This is a genomic window from Methylobacterium sp. Leaf100 (assembly GCF_001422845.1).
Classification (GTDB): Bacteria; Pseudomonadota; Alphaproteobacteria; order Rhizobiales; family Beijerinckiaceae; genus Methylobacterium.
This window is the reverse complement of the sequence record NZ_LMMW01000015.1, coordinates 15,482-37,482: the sequence shown is the minus strand read 5'-3', so window position 1 is coordinate 37,482 and position 22,001 is coordinate 15,482. Positions and strand designations below refer to the sequence as shown.

The 22,001-nt window shown below is 69.0% G+C and carries 22 protein-coding genes, 1 tRNA gene and 1 pseudogene; 16 read left to right on the top strand and 8 right to left on the bottom strand.

The window, feature by feature from the left end:
• Nucleotides 1–424 precede the first annotated feature (424 nt).
• Nucleotides 425–1,060 (top strand): NAD(P)H-binding protein, encoded by a 636-nt coding sequence (locus tag ASF25_RS11685; protein ID WP_056304807.1) that lies wholly within the window; start codon nucleotides 425–427, stop codon nucleotides 1,058–1,060.
• Here the strand turns inward: ASF25_RS11685 and ASF25_RS11680 are convergent.
• A complete protein-coding gene (locus ASF25_RS11680) occupies nucleotides 1,057–2,181 on the bottom strand; it encodes a metallophosphoesterase (protein WP_056304805.1) in 1,125 nt (374 codons plus the stop codon). The genes ASF25_RS11685 and ASF25_RS11680 overlap by 4 nt on opposite strands.
• Nucleotides 2,182–2,477: 296 nt before the next feature.
• Here ASF25_RS11680 and ASF25_RS11675 point away from each other — a divergent pair, with 296 nt between their 5' ends.
• A complete protein-coding gene (locus ASF25_RS11675; RefSeq protein WP_056304813.1) occupies nucleotides 2,478–3,206 on the top strand; it encodes a GntR family transcriptional regulator in 729 nt (242 codons plus the stop codon).
• On the opposite strand, the gene ASF25_RS11670 is transcribed toward ASF25_RS11675, so the two are convergent.
• Entirely contained in the window at nucleotides 3,207–3,644 is a 438-nt protein-coding gene (locus ASF25_RS11670) for a nuclear transport factor 2 family protein (RefSeq protein WP_056304803.1), read from the bottom strand.
• 189 nt (nucleotides 3,645–3,833) lie between these two features.
• Between ASF25_RS11670 and ASF25_RS11665 the strand changes: the two genes are divergently transcribed.
• From ASF25_RS11665 to ASF25_RS11645, 5 genes are all read left to right on the top strand, one after another.
• A complete protein-coding gene (locus ASF25_RS11665) occupies nucleotides 3,834–5,009 on the top strand; it encodes an ABC transporter substrate-binding protein (protein ID WP_056304801.1) in 1,176 nt (391 codons plus the stop codon).
• 9 nt (nucleotides 5,010–5,018) lie between these two features.
• Nucleotides 5,019–5,888, top strand: coding sequence for a branched-chain amino acid ABC transporter permease (locus tag ASF25_RS11660; protein ID WP_056304799.1), 870 nt, complete (start codon nucleotides 5,019–5,021; stop codon nucleotides 5,886–5,888).
• A 4-nt stretch (nucleotides 5,889–5,892) separates the two neighbouring features.
• Nucleotides 5,893–8,373 (top strand): branched-chain amino acid ABC transporter ATP-binding protein/permease, encoded by a 2,481-nt coding sequence (locus ASF25_RS11655; RefSeq protein WP_056304797.1) that lies wholly within the window; start codon nucleotides 5,893–5,895, stop codon nucleotides 8,371–8,373.
• A gap of 77 nt (nucleotides 8,374–8,450) precedes the next feature.
• Nucleotides 8,451–9,011 carry an HAD domain-containing protein gene (locus tag ASF25_RS11650; RefSeq protein WP_056171214.1) on the top strand — a complete coding sequence of 187 codons (561 nt, stop codon included), beginning with the start codon at nucleotides 8,451–8,453 and terminating at the stop codon, nucleotides 9,009–9,011.
• A gap of 187 nt (nucleotides 9,012–9,198) precedes the next feature.
• Entirely contained in the window at nucleotides 9,199–9,936 is a 738-nt protein-coding gene (locus tag ASF25_RS11645; protein WP_056171212.1) for a hypothetical protein, read from the top strand.
• 105 nt (nucleotides 9,937–10,041) lie between these two features.
• On the opposite strand, the gene ASF25_RS11640 is transcribed toward ASF25_RS11645, so the two are convergent.
• The 3 genes from ASF25_RS11640 to ASF25_RS11630 all read right to left on the bottom strand — a co-directional run bounded on the left by ASF25_RS11640 (nucleotide 10,042) and on the right by ASF25_RS11630 (nucleotide 11,951).
• On the bottom strand, nucleotides 10,042–10,674 hold the full coding sequence (locus ASF25_RS11640; protein WP_056304795.1) for a methyltransferase domain-containing protein: 633 nt from the start codon (nucleotides 10,672–10,674) through the stop codon (nucleotides 10,042–10,044).
• Between the two features lie 147 nt (nucleotides 10,675–10,821).
• The gene (locus ASF25_RS11635) at nucleotides 10,822–11,235 is read right to left on the bottom strand and encodes a group III truncated hemoglobin (protein WP_056304793.1); all 414 of its coding nucleotides are present in this window, start codon (nucleotides 11,233–11,235) and stop codon (nucleotides 10,822–10,824) included.
• 71 nt (nucleotides 11,236–11,306) lie between these two features.
• Entirely contained in the window at nucleotides 11,307–11,951 is a 645-nt protein-coding gene (locus tag ASF25_RS11630) for a 2,3-bisphosphoglycerate-dependent phosphoglycerate mutase (protein WP_056304791.1), read from the bottom strand.
• Nucleotides 11,952–12,291: 340 nt separating this feature from the next.
• Here ASF25_RS11630 and ASF25_RS11625 point away from each other — a divergent pair, with 340 nt between their 5' ends.
• A complete protein-coding gene (locus tag ASF25_RS11625; RefSeq protein ID WP_056171206.1) occupies nucleotides 12,292–12,969 on the top strand; it encodes a hypothetical protein in 678 nt (225 codons plus the stop codon).
• Between the two features lie 455 nt (nucleotides 12,970–13,424).
• On the opposite strand, the gene ASF25_RS11620 is transcribed toward ASF25_RS11625, so the two are convergent.
• Together ASF25_RS11620 and ASF25_RS11615 are read right to left on the bottom strand one after the other, a co-directional pair.
• Nucleotides 13,425–13,498, bottom strand: a tRNA-Gln gene (locus tag ASF25_RS11620).
• A gap of 150 nt (nucleotides 13,499–13,648) precedes the next feature.
• Complete coding sequence (locus ASF25_RS11615; RefSeq protein WP_056171202.1) at nucleotides 13,649–13,966, bottom strand: hypothetical protein; 318 nt, start codon at nucleotides 13,964–13,966, stop codon at nucleotides 13,649–13,651.
• A 164-nt stretch (nucleotides 13,967–14,130) separates the two neighbouring features.
• Between ASF25_RS11615 and ASF25_RS11610 the strand changes: the two genes are divergently transcribed.
• The 3 genes from ASF25_RS11610 to ASF25_RS11600 all read left to right on the top strand — a co-directional run bounded on the left by ASF25_RS11610 (nucleotide 14,131) and on the right by ASF25_RS11600 (nucleotide 16,765).
• Nucleotides 14,131–15,564 carry a protein adenylyltransferase SelO gene (locus ASF25_RS11610; protein WP_082502636.1) on the top strand — a complete coding sequence of 478 codons (1,434 nt, stop codon included), beginning with the start codon at nucleotides 14,131–14,133 and terminating at the stop codon, nucleotides 15,562–15,564.
• Nucleotides 15,565–15,641: 77 nt separating this feature from the next.
• Nucleotides 15,642–16,217 (top strand): hypothetical protein, encoded by a 576-nt coding sequence (locus ASF25_RS11605; RefSeq protein WP_156368953.1) that lies wholly within the window; start codon nucleotides 15,642–15,644, stop codon nucleotides 16,215–16,217.
• A 107-nt stretch (nucleotides 16,218–16,324) separates the two neighbouring features.
• The gene (locus ASF25_RS11600) at nucleotides 16,325–16,765 is read left to right on the top strand and encodes a hypothetical protein (RefSeq protein WP_200918793.1); all 441 of its coding nucleotides are present in this window, start codon (nucleotides 16,325–16,327) and stop codon (nucleotides 16,763–16,765) included.
• A 29-nt stretch (nucleotides 16,766–16,794) separates the two neighbouring features.
• On the opposite strand, the pseudogene puuE reads toward ASF25_RS11600, so the two are convergent.
• Nucleotides 16,795–17,673, bottom strand: a pseudogene (gene puuE / locus ASF25_RS11595) (allantoinase PuuE); the annotation flags it as partial.
• A 230-nt stretch (nucleotides 17,674–17,903) separates the two neighbouring features.
• Between puuE and ASF25_RS11590 the strand changes: the two are divergent.
• The 5 genes from ASF25_RS11590 to ASF25_RS11570 are packed head-to-tail and all read left to right on the top strand — an operon-like array spanning nucleotide 17,904 to nucleotide 21,995.
• A complete protein-coding gene (locus ASF25_RS11590) occupies nucleotides 17,904–18,524 on the top strand; it encodes an urease subunit gamma (protein WP_056304787.1) in 621 nt (206 codons plus the stop codon).
• Nucleotides 18,525–18,526: 2 nt separating this feature from the next.
• Nucleotides 18,527–20,254 (top strand): urease subunit alpha, encoded by a 1,728-nt coding sequence (gene ureC / locus ASF25_RS11585; protein ID WP_056171196.1) that lies wholly within the window; start codon nucleotides 18,527–18,529, stop codon nucleotides 20,252–20,254.
• Between the two features lie 32 nt (nucleotides 20,255–20,286).
• Nucleotides 20,287–20,784, top strand: coding sequence for a DUF29 domain-containing protein (locus ASF25_RS11580; protein ID WP_056304785.1), 498 nt, complete (start codon nucleotides 20,287–20,289; stop codon nucleotides 20,782–20,784).
• A gap of 49 nt (nucleotides 20,785–20,833) precedes the next feature.
• Nucleotides 20,834–21,328 (top strand): urease accessory protein UreE, encoded by a 495-nt coding sequence (locus tag ASF25_RS11575; RefSeq protein WP_056304783.1) that lies wholly within the window; start codon nucleotides 20,834–20,836, stop codon nucleotides 21,326–21,328.
• Entirely contained in the window at nucleotides 21,321–21,995 is a 675-nt protein-coding gene (locus tag ASF25_RS11570; protein WP_056304781.1) for an urease accessory protein UreF, read from the top strand. The genes ASF25_RS11575 and ASF25_RS11570 overlap by 8 nt, the downstream gene beginning before the upstream one ends.
• Nucleotides 21,996–22,001 lie beyond the last annotated feature (6 nt).

Here is a 22,001-nt window from a genome sequence, read left to right as displayed (position 1 = left end):
TGAAGGTCACAGGTTCAAATCCTGTCCCCGCAACCAACATCACAACAACAAACCAAAAGCCCCCAACCTCACGGTCGGGGGCTTTTCGCTGCGCGAAGCCAACCGTCGTAAGCGACCTGAACCTTCGATCCGGTCTGGCGTCCATGGGCCGTTCGACACCTCGATCGCGAGCTGTCGCATCGCAGGCCCGCCGTGCGCGGGCAGCGGAAGCGGAACTCGGCTGTACTCGAGTGGATTGCCTGCTCCCAAGCGCGGTGAACGAGCGGCATGGCCCGCCGTCTCGTTCCAGGATCAGTCCGGTTGCCGACTGCTGGGGCCTTCCATCGCCTTTTCGCTCGGTGAGGACATATGACGGTCAGGAGTGCGGTCAGCGCGATCCCGTGATCCCGCATGCTCCGCCGCCACCTCCATCGTCGGGAACACCATGGCCAACGTCCTCGTCATCGGCGCCAGCAAAGGTATCGGTCTGGAAACCGTCAAGGCGGCCTTGGTCGCGGGGCATCGTGTGCGGGCGTTTGCCCGGTCCGCCGCGGGTATGGCCGTCTCGGGGGCAGGCCTGGAGCGCTTCCCCGGGGATGCCCTGAATGCCGACGACGTCGCCTCAGCCCTCGCCGGTGTCGATGTCGTCGTCCAGGCGCTCGGTGTTCCGACACGGAACCTGCTCGGTCCCGTGACTCTGTTCTCCGACGCGACCAACGTGCTGGTTCCCGCGATGGAAAGGGCGGGTGTCCGCCGGATCATCGCCGTCACCGGCTTCGGCGCCGGCGACAGCCGTGAGGCGATCGGCCTCCTTCAGCGCATCCCGTTCCGCCTCGTCTTCGGACGGGCCTACGACGACAAGGACGCCCAGGAAATGCGCATCCGTCGGAGCGGCCTCGACTGGACGTTCGTCAGGCCGGGCGTCCTCACGCCCGGTTCGGCGACGGGCCGCTACACGGTCCTGTCCGACCCGTCCTCGTGGCGCAACGGCTTGATCGCCCGGGCCGATGTGGCGCACTTCATCGTCGGCGAGATCGACAAGCGGCTCTACGAGGGCAAGGCCGTCGTACTGGTCGGTTAAGCGCGCGGCTTGGCCCGCAGCGTGATGCGCGTCAGCTCGGACGATGCTCCCAACCGGAGCGCGAAGCCCGGCCAGAGCCCCGTGCCGTTGTTGACGTAGAGCGTCATGGCGCCGACCGCGTACGCGCCCGAGACGAAGCCGCCGTTGGCCCTCGCGACCAGATTGTCGAGGCCCGCGATCATTCCTCCATGCGTATGGCCGGACAGCTGCAACGCCACGCCCTTGGAGGCCGCTTGCCTCGCCTCCCTGGGTTGATGGTCGAGGAGAACGATGGGCGCACCCGAAGGCGCACCGGCCAACGCGGCGTCGAGGTCGTGCGGCGGCTGACCCGAATGCGAGGCCGACAGGTCGGTCACCCCGGCCAGAACCAGGGCTTCGTCGCCACGCTTCAGAACCGTGTGCCGGTTCGCAAGCAGACACATTCCCAGCTCGGCATAATGGTGCATCCACGCCGCGTACTCGAAGAAATACTCGTGGTTGCCGGGGATCACCCAGACTCCATCCGGCGCCCGGAGACCGCGCAACGGCGCGACGTCGGTGCGCCGCGCCGCGAGGGACCCGTCGATCAAATCACCGGTGACGACGATGAGGTCGACCCCCAGCGCGTTGGATCGCGCCACGACCTTCCGTGCCCACGCAGCCGGGAACAGGCGGCTGAGATGCAGGTCCGTCAGCTGCAGAAGGGTGTAGCCGTCGAAGCGCGCCGGAAGGTTCTCGATCTCCACGGTGACGTCCTTGAGCGGCGGCACTCTGACGGCCTGCCGCACCGCGACCGCCGCCAACAGCATGGCCAGCGCCGCCGCGCCGTACCGCCACCCCGCGGGAATCGCTCCGCTGCTTTCGGACACGAGCCTTGCGATCAAAGCCACGCCGTCGAGCGCCAGCTGCATCGCCGCCAGGAGGACGATGGCGCCGAAAGCCCAATTGAACACGATCACCAGGGCGCGCGGGAACTCGGGTGAGAAGACCGAACCGGACGAGAGGCGGCTCCACAGGTGGTACTGCGAGGCCACCAGCAGAATAACCGCGACGCCAGCCTTCACCGCGAAGGGCCACGGCAACGGCCAGAGCACGCGAGCGATGACGTAGAGGCAGGGCAGACCAAAGATCAGATGGAACATGCTCGCGTTTCGGCGTCGGTGGATCGTCGGCACGGGGCCGATCCGGCATCGGGATCGGACGGAGCCGTAACACCGCCTCCGCGGGAGGGGGGCATCATTCCACTCCATGGACGCCGCCGCGTGCTCCCTGGCACATTCGCCATCTTGGTGACCGGGGACGCGTCGGGCCCATCGAAATACAGCGGACGGTGGGGCTGCCGCGGCTTGGCCTTCCATCACGACCACCATGGTCCCGCTCGTGCTTGGCGCGACGCACAGTGAAACCAAACGAGACCGATGGGATGAACGGACGCGGCATGGCGGGTGGACGGGACGCGGCAATCGACACGACGCAGCAGGGGGCCACGGACCGGGTCGGGGCGATCTGCCGTGCCCTGCGGCGCGCCATCGTCGAGCGGGCGGTGGCCCCCGGCGACCGGTTGCCGGAGGATGCCTTGGGCGAGCGGTTCGGCGTCAGCCGGACCATCGCCCGCCAGGCCCTGGGGCAACTCGCCGGCGAGGGCCTGGTGGAGCTGCGCCGAAACCGCATCGCCGTCGTGGCGACGCCGAGTTGGGAGGAGGCGCGCGACACCTTCGATATCCGCATCGGCCTGGAGCGCCTCGTGGTCGCCCGCCTTGCCGGCCACCTCGATACCGGGCAGGAAGCCGCCCTGCAGGCCCATGTCGACCGCGAGGAGGCTGCCCAGCGCGGTGGCGAACCGGGCTCCATCCGCCTCGCGACGGAGTTCCACCTGCTCCTCGCCCAGATGACCGGCAGCCCCGTGCTGGAGCGCTACGTCGGCGAGCTCGGCTACCGCTGCGCCCTCATCCTCTCGCTCTACAGCCGGCCCCACTCGGCCGAATGCGCCGTGGCCGAGCATCGCGCCCTCATCGCCGCCCTGGTTTCGGGCGACACGTCGCGCGCGACCGCCCTGATGGATCACCACCTCGACGCCGTGGCCGAGCGGGCGCGCATCGTCGCCACCCCGCCCCGCGACCGCGATCTCCTCAGGCGGCTCGCGCCCTACGCCGAGGCGCTGGGGTGATCAGGCCGTGATGTCGTGCTTCGTCAGGAGCCGCTCGGCACTGTCGTTCCACACCTCCATGGTGACGATCACTCCGTCCCGCACGGTGAAGCGGTCGACGTAGCGGTTGCCCTCGAACGGCGTCCCGTCGGGCCAGGCGCCGTAGAGGGTGCCGAGGCTGTAGACCGTCGTGAACCCATCCCCCGGAACCACATCGAGGCGCTCCATGCGCTTCTTCACCCAGGCGTAGCGGCCCGCGTTGAAGGCCGTGACCTCGCGGGGATGACGGAAGCGCCGTGCGCCCGTGAACACGATCTCGATGCCGGGCGCCATGTAGGTCGCCGCCCGATCCGGGTCGGGCACCATCGAGGCTTCGAGGTAGGCGGTGACGATGGCGGAGTCCTGCGCCGTCGTGTCCGTTCCGTCGTCCCCGGCTGGTTCCACTGCATCCGTCGTCATCGTTGGTTCTCCTCCGGTTTCCCCCATCCTTGCGAGGACTACGCCAAAGTGCATGCAAAAAGTGTATGCACTTTGGCGTAGTTCGAGGCAGAGCCTGTCTCGATGGTCCAATTTATCGTATTAACACAAAGACTTGACGTCTGGCACGGGCGTTGCGGAGCTTCCGGATATTCTGCCGGAGACCCGATCATGCGCACCAGCCCGTCCCTGACCCGTCGCGTGGCCCTCGGCGCGGCCCTGCTGCTCGGCCTCTCCAGCACGGCGCTTGCCGAGGAGCCGATCCGCATCGGTCTCGTCACGGCGCTGAGCGGCCAGTCGGCGAAATCCGGCGAGGCGATCTCGCGCGGCATCGGGCTCGCCATCGACGAGATCAATGCCAACGGTGGCGTCCTCGGCCGGCCCCTCGAGCTCGTGGCACGGGACGACGAGGCCAACCCGTCGAAGGGCGTGCTCGCCGCCCGCGAACTCATCCAGCGCGTCGGCGTCGTCGCCCTCGTGGGCGGGCTCGACACGCCCGTTTCCATGGCGGTGGTGCCCATCGCCAACCAGATGAAGGTGCCGTTCCTCGGCCCCTGGGCCGCCGGTACCGGCATCACCCGCAACGGGGCGGCCGACAACTACGCCTTCCGGGTCTCCGCCGTGGACGCCCTCGTGGACGAGGCCCTCGTCGCCTACGCGGTGAAGACCCACGGCGCGAAGAAGCCCGGCATGATCCTCGTCAACAACGCCTGGGGCGAGTCGAACCAGCAGGGGCTGACGGCGGCTCTCAAGGTGGCGAACCTGCCCGGCGCCGGCATCGAGAAGTACGAGGCCGCCGATGTCGACATGGTGCCTCAGCTCACCCGCTTGAAGGAGGCCGGGGCCGACACCCTGTTCCTCGTCGGCAATGTCGGCCCCTCGGCCCAGGTGGTGAAATCCCTCGACCGGATGGGCTGGACGGTACCGGTGGTCTCCCATTGGGGCCCGGCGGGCGGGCGCTTCGACGAACTCGCCGGGCCGAACGCCGGAAAGGTCCACTTCATCCAGACCTTCACCTTCGCGGGCAACACCGCCCCCAAGGCCCTGGCCGTCCTCGACGCCCTCAAGAGGAAGTATCCGGCGATCAAGTCCATGGCCGACGTGACCCCGGCAGTGGGCATCGCCAACGCGTACGACGCCACGCACCTGCTCGCCCTGGCGATCAAGGCCGCCGGCTCCACAAAAGGACCTGAAGTCCGCGACGGCTTCTACAAAGTCGGCGTCTATCCGGGCCTGATCAAAGCCTACGACAAGCCATTCGCGCCCGGCCGGCACGACGCCCTCGGCCCGCAGGACTATGTCTTCACCCGCTTCCAGAATGGCGAGATCGTCGCCGTGACGAACTGAAGATCTGGGATGTTGACCGGAACCCTCGTCACCGGCCTCGGCCTCGGCGCCATGTATGGGCTGATCGCGCTGGGCTTCCACATCACCTACGCGGTATCGGGCACCGTCAACTTCGCGCAAGGGTCGGCCGTGACCCTCGGCGCCGTCCTGGGTTACTGGCTCGGCGTCACCCTCGGCTGGCCGATGCCGCTCGCCATCCCCCTGGCCCTCGCCGGCTGCGCCCTCCTGGGCGTGGCGGTGGAGCGCCTGCTGGTGCGGCCCTTCGTCGAGCGCGGCTCCGACGCCTGGCTCCTCGCCACCGTGGCGGGCGGCATCATCCTCGACAACACCCTGCTGTTCACCTTCGGCAAGGAGCCGCGCAGCCTGCCCTCCCCGCTCGCGGTCTCGCCCGTGCAGATCTTCGGGGCCGGGATCTACCCGCTCCAGCTCGTGATCCCGGTGCTGGGCGTGGCGGTGGCGCTGGCCATCCGCACGGTCTTCCGCCGGACCGACCTCGGCCGGGTGCTCCTGGCGGTGGCACAGAACGCGGATGCGGCCCGCCTCATGGGCATCGACGTGCGCCGGACGGTCGCCTGCGCCTTCGCCCTCTCGGCGGTGCTCGCCGGCATGGCGGGCCTCCTCATCGCACCGCTGTTCTCCGTCTCGGCCGAGATGGGGGCGCTGTTCGGGATCAAGGCCTTCGCCGTGGCGATCCTCGGCGGTATCGGCTCGGCCACGGGGGTCGTGGTGGCGGGGCTGCTCTACGGTCTCGTCGAGGCCACCGTCACGGCGACCCTCGGGTCCGCCTACACCCAACTCGTGGTGTTCTCGGTGATCATCCTGGCCCTGGCGCTGCGGCCGGACGGGTTGTTCGGGCGCAGCGCCGTCAACAAGGTCTGACCCCATGCGCCATTTGAACGGACGCTGGGCGATGCCGCTCGCCATCCTGGCCCTCACGGCCATGGGCCTCGGCCTCGTGACCGCGACGGCCGGCTACAGCCACTTCGTCATCGCCCTCGTGGCCCTGACCACCATCGCGGGGGTGGGTCTCAACGTGCTCCTCGGCCTGACCGGTCTCATCTCGTTCGGCCATGCCGGATTCTACGCCATCGGCGCCTATGCGAGCGCGGTCCTCACGGGAGCCGGGGTCGGCTTCTGGCTGGCACTGCCGGCGGCGGCGGCCCTCTCGGGGCTCGTCGGCGTCGTCCTGGCGATTCCGGCCATGCGCGTGAAGGGGCCGTATCTCGCCATGGTCACCATCGCGTTCGGCTTCATCGTCGAGCATGCGCTGATCGAGGGCGGCTCCCTCACGGGCGGTCAGAACGGCCTCGTCGTCACCGGCGGCCCGAGCCTGTTCGGTGTGCCCTTCGCCGAGGGCGAACTCGCGATCCTCGCCGTCCTCGGTGCCGGGGCCGCCCTCTACGGATTCCACCGCCTCGCCCTCAGCCGTCTCGGCCGCGCCATGCGCGCCGTGCGCGACGCCGATGTGGCGGCCGCCTCCCTGGGGTTCGATCCCGTCCGGGTGAAGACCCTGGCCTTCGCCATCTCGGCGGCGCTGACGGGGCTGGCGGGTGCCGTACTCCCACCCCTGATGCTGTTCATCGCCCCGAGCTCGTTTCCGTTCTCGCAATCGATCCTGTTCGTCCTCGCCGTGGTGGTCGGCGGGGCCGGCACGGTCCTCGGGCCCCTGTTCGGCGCCCTCGTCACCGTGCTCCTGCCCGAAACCCTGTCGGGCCTCGCCGAGTACCGGCTGCTGTTCTTCGGCTTCGCCACCCTGGTGGTGCTCTGGCTCGTGCCCGCCGGCCTCGTCGGCAGTGTTGCGCGCGTCTTTCCGCGCCGGACGGAGGCCCGAGCGACGGAGGAAGCCGACTCGGCGGGCTTCCTCGCCGCTTTCCTCGGGGAACGTCCCGGCGAGCCCCTGATCGTGGACGGCATCGGCATCCGGTTCGGCGGTATCCGCGCGGCCGAGGATGTGTCGTTCACGGCCCAGCCCGGCGCCGTCACCAGCGTCATCGGCCCGAACGGGGCCGGCAAGACCACGGTGCTCAATATGGTCTCGGGCTTCTACCGCCCGGGCACCGGCGCCATCCGCCTCGGGACCCGCGACCTCACGGGGGCACCCGCCCAGGCGATCGCCCGGGCCGGCATCGCCCGCACCTATCAGACCACGCGGCTGTTCGGCTCGCTCGGCGTCCTCGACAACGTGAGCCTCGCCTTCGCCCCCGGCCGGCTCTGGCGCCGGGCCGGCCGCGACGACCGAATGATGGCTGCCGGCCTCCTCGCCTTCACGGGCTATACCGGTGCCCTCGACCGGCGCGCCGACGAGCTGCCCCATGTCGATCGCCGCCTCGTCGAGATCGCCAGGGCGCTGGCCGGCCGGCCCCGTGTGCTCCTCCTCGACGAGCCCGCCGCTGGCCTCACCCGCGCGGACACCGACCGCCTCGGAGGGTTGCTGCGCCGGATCGCGGCCTGCGGCGTCGCCGTCATCCTCGTCGAGCACGACATGCCCCTGGTGATGGGCGTCTCCGACCACGTCCTCGTCATGGATGCGGGCCGGCCCATCGCCAGCGGCGCGCCGGGCACGATCCGGCACGACCCGGCGGTGATCCGCGCTTACCTCGGCGCCGCCGACACGCCGGCCCGGCCGCGGGCGACGCCATGGCGCGGCCCGGCGGATGCCGTCCTCTCCGCCCATGGCCTCACCGCCGGCTACGGGGCCGCCCCGGTGCTGGCGGGCGTGTCCCTGGAGGTCCGACCCGGCGAGACCGTGGCGCTTCTGGGTGCCAACGGCGCCGGCAAGTCCACCGCCATGCGGGCGCTCGCCGGCCTCCTGCGCCCGGTCGAGGGCGGGATCGTGCTGGAGAACCGTGCCGTCGCGGGCCTGCCCGCGCACCGCATCGCCCGCCTCGGCCTCGCCCTGGTGCCGGAGGGCCGGCAGGTGTTTCCGGAATTGACCGTCGTGGAGAACATCCGGCTCGGCGCTCACGGCCGGGCCGAGCCCATCGATCCGGCCGAGATCGAGGCTTTGCTGACCCGTTTCCCCCGCTTGCGCGACCGGGCGACGAGCCGCGCGGGCCTGCTGTCGGGCGGCGAGCAGCAGATGCTCGCCATCGCCCGGGGAATGATGGCGCATCCGCGCATCCTCCTCCTCGACGAGCCGTCCCTCGGCCTCGCGCCCGCGATGATCAACGCCCTCTACGCCGTGGTGGCGGAGCTGCGGGACGGCGGCACCACCATCCTCATCGTCGACCAGATGGCGGCGCTGGCCCTCACGGTGGCCGACCGGGGCTACGTGCTGGAGCAGGGGCGCGTCGTCGCCGCGGGCTCGGCCGCGGACCTCGCGGCGGACAAGGGCCTGGAAGCCGCCTACCTGGGCGCCGCGTGATGCTGGACGATCGCAGCCCCGCGCGGTAGGCGTCCGCGGTACAGGCAGGGTTGCTGCCACGGGACGGGATTGCCCCCTTGAACGAACAGACGGAGGCCGGACCGCTGACGGTCTACCTCGACGTGGATGGCGTCGTGACGACGGTCGGCTATCAACGGCAGGCGGGCAAGGACAGGCTCAATCCGGTTCAGGTTGCTCTCGTAGCCGCCCTGGTGCGGGCGTTCGACGCCAGGGTGGTGGTCTCGTCGACGTGGCGCGTCGGCGATTGTCGCCCGACCCTGGTCGAAGCCGGCCTGCCCGCGAACTGCTTTCACCCGGACTGGCGCACGGCCATCCTGCCGTCGAGCCGGGATGCCGAGACGGGCGCGATGCGCTCCGCCGAGCAGGCCGGGCGGGGTGATGAGATCTCCGAGCACGCGACCCGAAACAACATCACGCGCTATCTCATCCTCGACGACGTCGAGGTCGGCCCGGCCCATGCGGGGCGTCACGTCCGTCCGGTCACCGAGTGCGGCCTGAGCGAAGCGGATGGAATCCTGGCCCGGACGCTGCTGGCCGGGATGGACGACGTGCGCCGGATGGTCGGTCAAGACGGCTCATTCCCGTCATCGGCCGATTTACGCTTCCGTAGGGATTGAACTTTTCAGGGACCCGGGTCATTCCGTGACAGTGGAGTGACACGCGCGTCACGCTGCCCCCGACATCGACAGGGTCGCCTCGACCCGCGCCGGACCTGCCCGTCCGGTCCCTCCTCGACGCCACACCCGTGCGGCTGCCGAGGGCGTGTCGCGTCGGTCCGTCGATCGGCAGGAAGGAGTGGCTGCGATGTTCGGGTTCGGAACTCAGAAAAAGGCGTTCAGTCCCTCGCTCGCCGCCCTGGGCATCGTCGAACGGTCGGCGGCCGAGGCCTATGCGGCGCTCATCGCCACGGGCTGGTCCGAGATCGGTTTCGGGTACCACGGCACCGTCCACGCGCATCCGGACCACCCGGACGTCGTGGTGCGCTTCGCTCGCAAGGCCGACGGGTTCGGTGATTACGCGGCCCTGCTTCGCAAGGGGTTCGCAGGCTCCGATGGACCGCACGCGCCGCGTATCCACGATATGCATGTCAGTCGCTGTGGCGCGCTGATGACCGTGGGCTCACGGCTGAGCGATCCCGCACGGGATGCCTGGTGGCTGGCCTATGCCCACGCCGTCATCGCGGACCATCCGGGCGTCGCCCTGGACGAGGGCGTCCGCGACCGGTTCAGGGTGGAATGGCCGGCCCACGAGCCCCGCATCGAGCATTCGAGCTTCGACGGCATCCGCGAAGCGTTCAGGGCCGCGTGGCCCGGATACGAAGCCTACGTCGCCGCGTTGCGGGCGGTGTCGCCGCAGGGGCTCGATCCGAACATCGGCAACGTTCTGGTGGGCAGCGATGGAAATCCCGTGGTGAACGATCCGCTGTGCGACGATGGATACGGCCTGTGGCGCTCGCCCATCCTGCGCAGGCTGAGCCGTTACGCGGACAGCGTGCGTCGTTCGGCCGGCGAGATGTTCGGCCGATCGCCCGTTCCCGCCTGACGTCGTCACGCAGGCTCGATCGGGATACGGGCGAGGCCGAGCCGGGACGAACGCCGGCCTCCGGAGCACCGAGCGGTGCCCGGATCGTTCCCGGTGTCGGACCCGTCACGCGGCTTCGGTCCAGCCAATCACCGCCGTCAGCGGGTCGCCGAATCCGTGGTCCGGGATCACCGCCCGCACTTGGGTGCGCGCGAAGCCCGCAATCTGCAGGTAGCGCTCGACCAGGTTTGCACGTCCCGCCGCATCCAGGGCGCCCCAGATCGCGACAGCCTTTGTGGGGAAGTATCGGTTCGAGAAGCTGATCACCACCGGTGCCCCCCGGCGCAACACGCGGGCGACATCGGACAGGACATCGATGGGCCGCTGCAGGTACTGAATCGAGGCGCACATCAACGCCGCGTCGGCGCATGCGGTGTCCAGAGGGAGGTGCGGTGCGGCGTTGAGATCCTGAACGAAGTGCCCGGTCAGGCGAGGGTTGGCCGCGAGCTCCGCAGCGTTCAAGCCATGGCCGATGATCCGCTCGTAAGTCCTGTCCTTCGGCAGGTGGCTGACCCAACTCGACATCAGGTCGAGGAGGACGCCGCCTGCAGGAACCACATCCCTGTACAGATCCGTCACCGCCGCGATGGCCGCATCATCGATATGCGTGACGAAGCGCGGCTGCCGGTAGAACAGCGAATCGGGGCTCGGGTCGTCCTTGACGAACGCCGCCGGCGGAAAATCTGGAAATCGCTTCATCGGGCTCTCGCGCTGCCTGCTGCCCGAACGCCGGCCGACAAGCGATCATGGGTGCAATCCAGCCGATGATGGCCTGTGCGAGGCCAACGGCCCTGCCGGGGGATCGATCCCTCTCGATGGCACCCGGCTGCACGACTCTCGGCGGTCTCACCGCGGTGGGGCGGGCCTGAAGAACAGGCCGGCTTTCAAGCTGTCGCCGATCCGGTTTGCCCGCTCGGAGAGGAGCCTCGCCACGTCGGCGGAAAACGTTTCCCCGGCCGTCTGCTCGAACAGTGCCAGCCAACGGGCAAAATGGGCGGGGGCCAGGTCACCGAGCGCCCCATGCTTGCCGAACGGGTTGCCCTTGTAGCGGCCGGATTTCAGCAGCACCGAAGACCAGAAATCCTGGATGACCGTGAGGTGGCGTGGCCAATCCTCATCGGGAATGACGCGGGCAAAAACCGGCCCGATCAGGGGATCGCGCCGCACCTTGGCGTAGAAGGCCGCAAGGAAGACGTGGAGGCTCGCTTCAGTGAGGGCGTCATGCGTAAGGGCATCATGCGTGGGGGTGTCCTGAGGCATCCGGAACCGACCGATCGCAGCACGAGGAGGGGCTGATCAGGCTGCTCCCCCGATCACCTGCCGGGACCCGGCTATACGGGCGCGGAGGGAGCGACGACGGAGATCTTCCCGATCACCCCGCCGATATCCGAAAAGGTATAGATCAAGATTTCGCTGGTGGTGATGTTGAAGTCCATCAGCGCCTCGGGGCTCATTTTCTCCAGGTGCATGACGATGGAGCGAAGCGAGTTGCCATGGGCGACGACCAGGACACGCTGCCCCTGCTGAACGCGCACCGCAAGCGCCTGCTCGTAGAACGGAATCGTTCTGGCGGCGGTCATGGCAAGGCTTTCACCACCCGGAGGAACGGCATCGTAGGATTTGCGCCAGAGGTGAACCTGTTCCGGGCTCCACTGGCTGCGAGCTTCCGCCTTGTTCAGACCCGAGAGTTCGCCATAGTCCCGCTCGTTCAGGGCGTCCTCGGTGCGAACAGGGAGATCACCCTGGTCCAACTGCTCCAACATGAGAGCCAAGGTGTGTTGCGCCCTCCCCAGTTTGCTCGTGAACGCGATATCGAAGTGAAAACCGAGCTCCTTGAGCTCGCGGCCGGCAGCCTTCGCCTCGGCGACACCCCGTTCCGTCAAGCTTGGATTGCGGAAGCCTGAAAACAGGTTCTGCGCGTTGTCGGTGCTTTGCCCATGCCGCACGAGGACGAGCGTTCTGTCAGCCGGCAGCATGTCATCTCCTTGCGCAAGGGCTATCTACGCAGCCAATCGAGCCGGAGCAACGTTCCGCCTGCCCCGGTCGGCCTGTCACCGCGGATGCATCGGGGCCGAGGCCCAGGAGTCTGGCTCGATGTCGCTCCGACTGCTCCGATACGATCACCGCACATGTGCCGCGAAGGGCTTGGGGGCTGCTCGGAGCGTGGCCACCAAGTCCGACCCAGGCAAATCACGGACGTCGAGACAACCCGGACGGCCGACGCATCACCTTGTCGGTCTTCTTAGGGCTCAATAGATAGGAAACAGACGAAGAACGAATGCGCGCTCCGAGGTGCGCGGCAGGCAGGCGCGTCCCATGAGAACGGCTGACAAGCAGATCGCCGACATCCTCGTCCGCTACGGCGAGCCCTTCGGAGGGAATGTCTGGCGCGTGCAGGGCACGGCGGTCATCTACCATAAGACCCTGGAGCGCATCGCCGCCCAGGCCGGCATCCGCTTCGACCCGCCCACCCTGGTGCGGGCCGAACGTGACGAGGCCGTGATCCTCGTCACCGGCCGGCTCCCGGGCGCCAAGCCTGGAACCGAACGGGTCGAGTGGTCGATCGGCGAGGCCCTGGTCAACGTGAATTATCGCGTCTCGGGGAAACAGGCGGGTTACGTTTACGCCATGGCCGAGAAGCGAGCCAAGGATCGCGTGATCCTCAAGCTCCTCGAGCTGCACGGCCTCGTCTATTCAGAGGAGGAGGCCGACGAGTTTCGCCAGGGTCACCCCGCTGCGATCCAGGCGATCGACGAGGATTTCGACAATCCCGATCCTTTCGACGAGGTCACCGAGGCCGAGGCCGATCTCAAGCGCCGGATCGACGAGATGACCAGCATCGACGCGGTCACCGACCTCATGCTCGACACGGAGACGCAACGAACCCTCGGCCAGATGCCGCCGGGCACGCGCGACGAGGTGCGCGACTACGCCAAGGCTCGCCTCGTCGCGCTCGGCTGGCCACCGAAGAAGCCCGGCCGCCGCGCCGCTTGATCGGGCGGTTCCGGGCACGCTGTTCGCGGAGCGGGGGGGGCTCGGCCCGATGATCTCAGTTCTCATCGACCGCAAGACCGGTACGATCGAGCGCGTCGCCTTTCAAGGCCCCGTAACCGGCTTCCGACTGTTGAAAGGCCTGCGTCCGGCGCAGATGGGACTGCGTGCCCGCGAGACTGGCGAGGCAAAGCCGGACCGCCTTACGACGGTGGAGGGCATCGGCTTCCGAACGTCGGGAGTATGCGACGTGACTCGGACGCGGCCGGGACGCACGCTTGGCCGTATGATGCCGCCGCTTTCAGGTGGAAAACACGTTCGCACAGGGCGAAATCGGTGCGCCTGCCCCGCTCCAGTCCACAATGAACCACAGCTTCTATCGGCGGTAATGGCCGTAACCAAAACCGCTTCGCAGCAGGATCCCGAACCGAAAATTTATGACGACTGAGCAAGCCAGATGGCTGGGGGACGAGGATTCGAACCTCGACTAGAGGAGTCAGAGTCCACTGTTCTACCGTTAAACTATCCCCCAAAAGCCCTACCAAAGCAGGAGCTTAAGACGGTTTGTCTTGTGATCCGATCCGTGCTGTGCACCGATCGTTTCGCGCCCGGTCCGTTCCGGTGGAGGGGCGATAGCATGGAGCCGACGCAGCATGCAAGCGTCAGATTGGCGGCTTTCGCCTCAAGCGATGGCCGGGCCGCCGGTCCGGGCCTCGATCATTCCGAGGGTCCGTAGGATCGCCAGGGCGACGATCTCGGCATCGACCTCGCCTTCCGGGGTCGCGGGCAGGATCGCCACGGTGCTGACCTCGTCGTCGATGAGCAGCCCCGCCACCACCTTGTAGACGTCGCCCTCGGGGGCGCCCTCGTCGTGAACGAGGCAGACGCGGCAGCCCCCGGCCTCGCCGTAGACGCGCTGGGTCAGAACCTCGACGCGGCTCTCGTCCTCGGGCTCGGTGCGGCGGGGTTGGCCGAAGGTCGGTCGGATGATGTTGTCCATGATCCACCCTATACCCGAGCCCGGTCGGTTTGTGAGGAGCCCCCTGCCCCGGGATCGTCCTCCCCCGGGATCGTCCCGCCGGGGATCATCACGGGCCTGTCGGCGATTGACCTCTCATCCCGCAACGCCCGATCGAACGGGGTTGCCGAACCTCAGGACGTTCGATGCCGATCACCACAGCGCGCCTCGCGCAGCGCCACGCCGAACTCGGCGAGGCGTTCTACGATGTCGTGGCGCCCGCCGCCTTCCCCCAGACGATTCTGCGCTACCGCAACCAACCCTGGGCGGAGCGGATCGGCCTCGGTGACCTGACGGAGGCGGAGTGGATCGCCCATCTCGGCCGGTTCGAGCCCCTGCCCGGCAGTTTCCCGCAGCCCCTCGCCCTGCGCTATCACGGCCACCAGTTCCGCTCGTACAATCCCGATCTCGGCGACGGGCGCGGGTTCCTGTTCGCGCAGGCCTACGATCTCGGCGACGGACGCCTTCTCGATCTCGCCACCAAGGGCAGCGGGCGCACGCCCTGGTCGCGCACGGCCGATGGGCGCCTCACCCTCAAGGGCGGCGTGCGCGAGATCCTCGCCACCGGCATGCTGGAGGCCCTCGGGGTGAACACCTCCAAGACCTTCAGCCTCATCGAGACCGGGGAGGCGTTGGAGCGCGGCGACGAGCCCTCCCCCACACGCTCGGCTGTTCTCGTGCGTCTCAGCCACAGCCACATCCGCATCGGCTCGTTCCAGCGCTTCCTGGCCCTCGACGAGCCCGACAACATCCTGAAGCTGATGGATCACACGATCCGCCTCCACATGCCCGAGCTCTGGCGAGAGGAGACGCCGGTCCGCACCGTCGCGTTTCTCGAGGCCGTGTGCCGGCGGGTGGCGCGCACGGGCGCGCAGTGGATGGCCGCCGGCTTCGTCCACGGGGTCCTCAACACCGACAACATCAACGTCACCGGCGAGAGCTTCGATTACGGGCCGTGGCGCTTCGCGCCCGTCAACGATCCGGCCTTCACCGCCGCCTATTTCGACGTCCAGGGCCTCTACAGCTTCGGCCGACAGCCGGAGGCCCTGTTCTGGAACGTGAGCCGGCTCGCCGAATGCCTCACGCCCTTCGCACCGCAGGATGCGCTCGAAGCCGCCCTCAAGCTGTTCGGCCCGAATCTGCAGGAAGCCTTCGCCGATGCGCTCCTGGCGCGGCTCGGCCTCGCGCGCACCGACGATGCGGCGGTGCACCGGTTCGTCGGTGCATTCTGGGGCTTCCTCGCGCGCAGCGGAGCTCCGTTCGAGCGCACGTTCTTCGACTGGTACGGCGGCCTGGCCTCGGAGGCTCGGGCGGCGGCGAGCCCGTCGGCCGCCCTCTACGCCTCGGAGGCGTTCGCGCCGGTCCGTGAGAGCCTGGGGGCGATGCGTCCCCTCGATGCGGGCCGCCTGGCGCATCCGTATTTCGCCGATCCGGAGCCCTGCACGATGCTGATCGAAGAGGTCGAGGGCCTGTGGGCGCCCATCGCCGAGCGCGACGACTGGTCTGCACTTCAGACCAAGCTCGCGGCCATCGACCGGATGGCCGAGGCCTATGGGACGCATGTCCCTCCCCTCACCTGACGCGCCGGCCCTGTTTCGGACACATGCGGCGGTAGGGTGCCGTGACGGCGCCGACGCGTGACCGCCGGAAAGCGATGATGAGCGAGATCCGAATCCTCGAAGGCGCAGGCCTCGGCTTTTCCGATGCGACGGGACCGGGTGACTACGAGACCGGCCTGCTGCACCTGCCGGGCGGCGCGACGCGGGGCGTCGAGGATCTCGTGGACCTCGTGATCGAGGACGGCGCCGCTTCCCCGCGCCGGGCCGGGATCGCCGGCGGCCTCCGTTCGGCCCTGCACGCGGCGGGGCCCCTGCCCCGTCCCTTCGATCTGGCGGCGTCCTTCGTCGGCCTCGGCCTCGGTGCCCTCGGCGGGACCCTGCACGCCGCCATCACCCTGCGGGCGCGCTTCTCCGACGGGGCGAGCACCAGGATCGCCACCGATCCCGAGACCGCCGCCGCGATGATGCACGACTGGACCGTGGTCCGGCTCGCCCTCATGCGCCGGGAGGCCGGAGCGCCGACGCAGCGCAGACTCACTCCGCCCGTCGCCCCCCTCGCCTTGCCGGCGCCCGAGCCCGATGCCGCGCCGGCCCTGACGTCGATCTTCCAGTACGAAATGCGCAAGGGCCGCCTTCGGCGTCTGGCCTCCGGCAAGGTCCCTGAACAGACCTGATGCGCAGGTCGCCGTTGCAGGTCGGCCGCGGAGGCGCGCGAACCCGCCCGTCCTGGCCCTCGTCCGCCACCGCCGGTATGGTCCCGCCCGCACGAGGCCCGAGATCCATGATTCAGAAGACCCATCTGCCTCCCGACGCGACCATCGCCGACGTGGTGGCCGATCTGGAGGATGCCAACGAGTATCTGCGCCGGGTGCTCGGCAATATGCGGTTCTGCCAGAAGCGGCACGGCGACGCCCATCTGCGCATCGGCATCACGGGCAAGCGCGGCCCCGGGAAATGGCTCGCCCCGTCTTACCGCATCGACTACCCGGCCGGCCCGGGCGCGGCCGAGACGGTGATCTACAACGGCTTCGGGGGCCGCTCGCACAGCGCCTTCACGCCGGTCAACGTCCGCGAGACCAACTGGAGCCGTGGACACACCACCATCCAGGAGGTGCAGAAACTCTACGACGGCCTGCACAAGGCCCGGATGGAGCGCGCCGAGCGGAACGGCCCCGGGCCGGACACGGCCCGATCGGTCCCTGCCTCAGACCAATCTGAATAGCCGGGGCATCACGCCGGTGGATGGTGCCGGGCCCAATGTTCGGCGATGTCGATGCGGCGGGTGATCCAGACCCGGTCGTGGGCCGCGACATGGTCGAGGAAGCGGGTGAGCGCGGCGATCCGGCCCGGTCGGCCGACGAGGCGGCAATGCAGGCCCACCGACATCATCCTGGGCGCCGTCTCGCCCTCGGCGTAGAGGGCGTCGAAGGTGTCGCACAGGTAGGTCGCGAAGTGGGCGGCGGTGTTGAAGCCCTGCGCGGCCACGCAGCGCATGTCGTTGGCGTCCAGCGTGTAGGGCACCACGAGGCCGCGCCGGTCCGAGGTGCCGATCCAGTAGGGCAGGTCGTCCGCGTAGGAATCCGACAGGTAGGCGAAGCCCGCCTCCAGGCCGAGGTCGAGGGTGTGGATGGACGAGCGTCCCGTGTACCAGCCGCGCGGGCGCTCCCCCGTCACCGCTTCGTGGATGCGGATCGCTTCCGCCATGTGCGCCTTCTCGGCCGCGCGGGTGAAGTCGCGATAGTCGATCCATTTCAGGCCGTGGCAGGCGATCTCCCACTCCGCCGCGCGCATGGCCGCCGCGATGTCGGGCACCCGAGCCAGGGCGTTGGCGACGGCGAACACCGTCACGGGCACGCCGCGCGCCCGCAGGAGCCGCCAGATGCGCCAGAACCCGGCGCGGGAGCCGTACTCGTACAGCGATTCCATGTTCATGTGACGCTGGCCCGGCCAGGGCTGCGCGCCGACGATCTCGGAAAGGAACGCCTCGGAGGCCGCATCCCCGTGCAGGATCGAGTTCTCGGCCCCCTCCTCGTAGTTCAGCACGATCTGAACGGCGATCCGGGCGTCGTTCGGCCAGTGCGGATGGGGCGGCGTGCGGCCGTAGCCGACGAAATCACGGGGATCGGTCACGGCGGCCTTCCTGTGCGGAGCGTCCATCGAGGTCTCCATCGACCGTCGCTGTTCGGACGCCGCGCCGCGTCCTGTCAACCGATCCGGTGCCTCGGCCTTGCACCCGGGCGCCGGATCCGGGATGCCCTTGCGCCACCGGCGCCGGGATGCATCCATGCGGGGATGACCCACCGCGCACGGTCCTTGCCTGTCCGCGTCCGTGCTTCGACGGCCCAACCCGAGGTTTCCCCGTGCTCCTGACCCCGCGCGAAAAGGACAAGCTCCTCCTCGCCATGGCCGCCCAGGTCGCCCGCAACCGGCTCGCCCGCGGGGTGAAGCTGAACTATCCCGAGGCCGTGGCGCTCATCAGCGACTTCGTGGTCGAGGGGGCCCGCGACGGTCGCTCCGTGGCCGAGCTCATGCAGGCGGGCGGCCACGTGCTCACCGCCGAGCAGTGCATGGACGGCATTCCCGAGATGATCCACGACATACAGGTCGAGGCGACGTTTCCGGACGGCACCAAGCTCGTCACGGTCCACCATCCGATCCGGGGCGCGGCCTCGGTCGAGGTGCCCGGCACCGTGACGACGCAGCCCGGCGAGATCGTCTTCAACGCCGACCTGCCCCGCACCCTCGTCACGGTGTCCAACGTCGGCGACCGGCCGATCCAGGTCGGCTCGCACTACCACTTCTACGAGGTCAATCCGGGCCTGACGTTCGACCGCGAGGCGGCCCGCGGCCAGCGCCTCGACATCGCCCCCGGCACGGCGGTGCGGTTCGAGCCGGGCGCCACGCGGGACGTGGTGCTGGTGCCGCTCGGCGGGACCCGCACCGTGTACGGTTTTCGCGGCGACGTGATGGGAGCGCTCTAGCCATGGCCACCCTGCCCCCCCGCGCCGCCCTGCCCCGGGCCGCCTATGCCGACATGTTCGGCCCAACCACGGGCGATCGCATCCGCCTTGCCGATACCTCCCTCGTCATCGAGGTCGAGCGCGACCACACCACCTACGGCGAGGAGGTGAAGTTCGGCGGCGGCAAGGTGATCCGCGATGGGATGGGGCAATCCCAGGTGACGAACCAGGACGGGGCCGTCGACACCGTCATCACCAACGCCGTGGTTCTCGACCATTGGGGCGTGGTGAAGTGCGATGTCGGCATTGTGAAGGGCCGCATCGTCCGCCTCGGCAAGGCCGGCAACCCCGACATCCAGCCGGGCGTCGACATCGTGGTCGGCCCCGGCACGGAGGTGATCGCCGGTGAAGGAAAGATCCTCACGGCGGGCGGGTTCGATAGCCACATCCACTACATCTGCCCGCAGCAGATCGAGGAGGCGCTCTGCTCCGGCGTCACCACCATGCTGGGCGGCGGCACGGGGCCGGCCCACGGCACCTTCGCCACCACCTGCACGCCCGGACCCTGGCATCTCGCCCGGATGATCGAGGCGGCGGACAGCTTTCCGATGAACCTCGCCTTCGCCGGCAAGGGCAACGCGTCGCGGCCCGAGAGCCTCGTGGAGATGATCCGCGCCGGCGCCTGCGCCCTCAAGCTGCACGAGGATTGGGGCACCACGCCACAGGCCATCGACACCTGCCTGACGGTGGCGGACCTGCACGACGTGCAGGTGATGATCCACTCCGACACGCTCAACGAATCCGGCTTCGTCGAAGACACGATCAAAGCCTTCGCGGGGCGGACCATCCACGCCTTCCACACGGAGGGGGCCGGCGGCGGGCACGCGCCCGACATCATCAAGGTCGCGGGCCTGGCCAACGTGCTGCCCTCCTCCACCAACCCCACGCGCCCGTACACGAAGAACACCATCGACGAGCATCTCGACATGCTGATGGTGTGCCACCACCTCGATCCGGCGATCGCCGAGGACCTCGCCTTCGCCGAGAGCCGCATCCGGCGCGAGACCATCGCGGCCGAGGACATCCTGCACGACATCGGAGCCCTCTCGATGATGTCGTCGGACAGTCAGGCCATGGGCCGGGTCGGCGAGGTCGTGATCCGCACCTGGCAGACGGCGGACAAGATGAAGCGCCAGCGCGGCGCCCTGCCGGGCGACGCCTCGGGCAACGACAACCTGCGCGCCCGACGCTACATCGCGAAATACACCATCAACCCGGCCATCGCGCACGGGGTCTCGGCCCATGTCGGCTCGGTGGAGCCCGGCAAGCTCGCCGATCTGGTCCTCTGGACGCCCGCCTTCTTCGGGGTGAAGCCCGATCTCGTCATCAAGGGCGGCATGATCGCCACCGCTCCCATGGGCGACCCCAACGCCTCGATCCCGACGCCACAGCCCGTGCATTACCGGCCGATGTTCGGCGCCATCGGTCGCTCGCCCTTCGCGACCGCCCTCACCTTCGTCTCGAAAGCCGCCATCGAGGATGGGCTCGCAGAGCGGCTCGGGGTGCAGAAGCGGCTGGTGGCCGTCGAGAACGTGCGCGGCGGCATCTCGAAGAAGAGCATGATCCTCAACGACGCCACGCCCGCCATCGAAGTCGATCCCGAGACCTACGATGTCCGGGCCGACGGCGAGTTGCTGGTCTGCGAGCCCGCCGAGGTGCTGCCCATGGCGCAGCGGTACTTCCTGTTTTGAGGTATGATGGCGGCGATGCCAGCGGAGGCCCCATGTCCAAGGCTGCCCTGAGCCCGCCCCCGGGCCGGACTCTTCCCGAGCCAGACCTCTACGACACCGATCTGTACCTTTGGACGCAGGCCCAGGCCGCTCTGCTCCGAACGGGCCGGCGGCAGGACATCGACTGGCACCATCTGGCCGAAGAGATCGAGAGCGTGGGCGGATCGCAGAAATCCGAGATCCGGAACCGGCTGGCGATCCTGCTGCAGCACCTCCTGAGATGGGAGCTCCGGCCGGAGAAGCGCAAGTATGGCTGGCGCGCCTCCATCGTCGAACAGCGTCTCCAGATCGACGGCCTCGTCGACGTCAGCCCGAGCCTGAGATCCTGGCCGGAGACCGTGCTTGCCAAAAGCTATCGCCTCGCCCGCGTTCGGGCCGCCGATGAGACCGGCCTTCCCGAGGCCACGTTTCCGGAGGTTTGTCCCTATTCCATGGCTCAGCTCCTGGACGATGGGTTCTATCCCGGTCCGCTCGCTCCAAAAGTCGTGTGACGACGCCTCCTGCGCCGGGCGGACGCGTCCCCAAACGGGTTCCCTTTCCATGATCCGCGCCACCCATGTCCTGCGCCGCGACGCCCTCGTGGGTGAGATCGTCGACCGCATCGTCCTCGACCACGCCGATCGCCACCGCCGCCGCATGGCCATGCGGGGGGTGGGCGGCGTGGCGTTCCTCCTCGATCTCGCCGAGCCGACGGTGCTCGACGACGGCGACGCCCTGGTGCTGCAGGACGGGCGCCTCGTCTGGGTCGAGGCCGCGCCGGAACGCCTGCTGGCGATCCGGGCCGCCGACGACCACGCCCTCAAGCGGCTGATCTGGCATATCGGCAACCGCCATATCCCGGCCGAGATCGCCCCGGATGCGGTCTACATCGCCCACGATCACGTCCTCGCCGAGATGGTGAGGGGCTTAGGGGGCACCGCCGAGGCGGTGGAGCGTCCGTTCCGCCCCGAGGGGGGCGCCTATGCGGGCGAGGCCGCCGGGCACCATCACCACGGCGACACCCACCATCACGGTCATTCGCACACCCATGATTGACGCCCTGCGCCTGATGGCGTGGCTGTCGCCGGGCTATCCCGTGGGGGCCTATGCCTATTCGCACGGGCTCGAAGCGGCCGTGGACGCCGGAGACGTGTCCGGGGAAGCTTCCCTCGTGGACTGGCTCGCCGACGTGCTCGAACTGGGGTCAGGCCGCAACGACCTCATCCTCGTAGTGCACGCCCATGGCGCGTCTCTGGTGGAAGACAATGTGGCGTTGGCAGGCCTCAACGACCTCGCCCTGGCGCTGGCCCCATCGCGCGAGCTTCACCTGGAGACGAGCCAGCAGGGCCGCAGCTTCCTCGACGCCACCCTGGCGGCCTGGCCGACCCCTGTCCTCATCCGCCTCGCCGAGACCCTGCCCGGCCCGGTGGCTTATCCCGTGGCGGTCGGCGTCGCGGCCGGCGCCCATGGCATGGCCCTGCCCCCGACGCTGGCCGCCTTCGGCCTCGCTTTCCTACAGAACCTCGTCTCGGCGGCCCTGCGCTGCGCGCCCATCGGCCAGAGCGCCGGCACGCGGGTGATCGCGGCCCTGACGCCGCGCGTGGTGGCGCTCGCGGCCACCGTCCCGGACCTCACCCTGGACGACCTCGGCAGCGCCACCCTGGCCCTCGATCTCGGCTCGTTCCGGCACGAAACCCAGTACTCTCGGATTTTCCGTTCGTGAAAAACC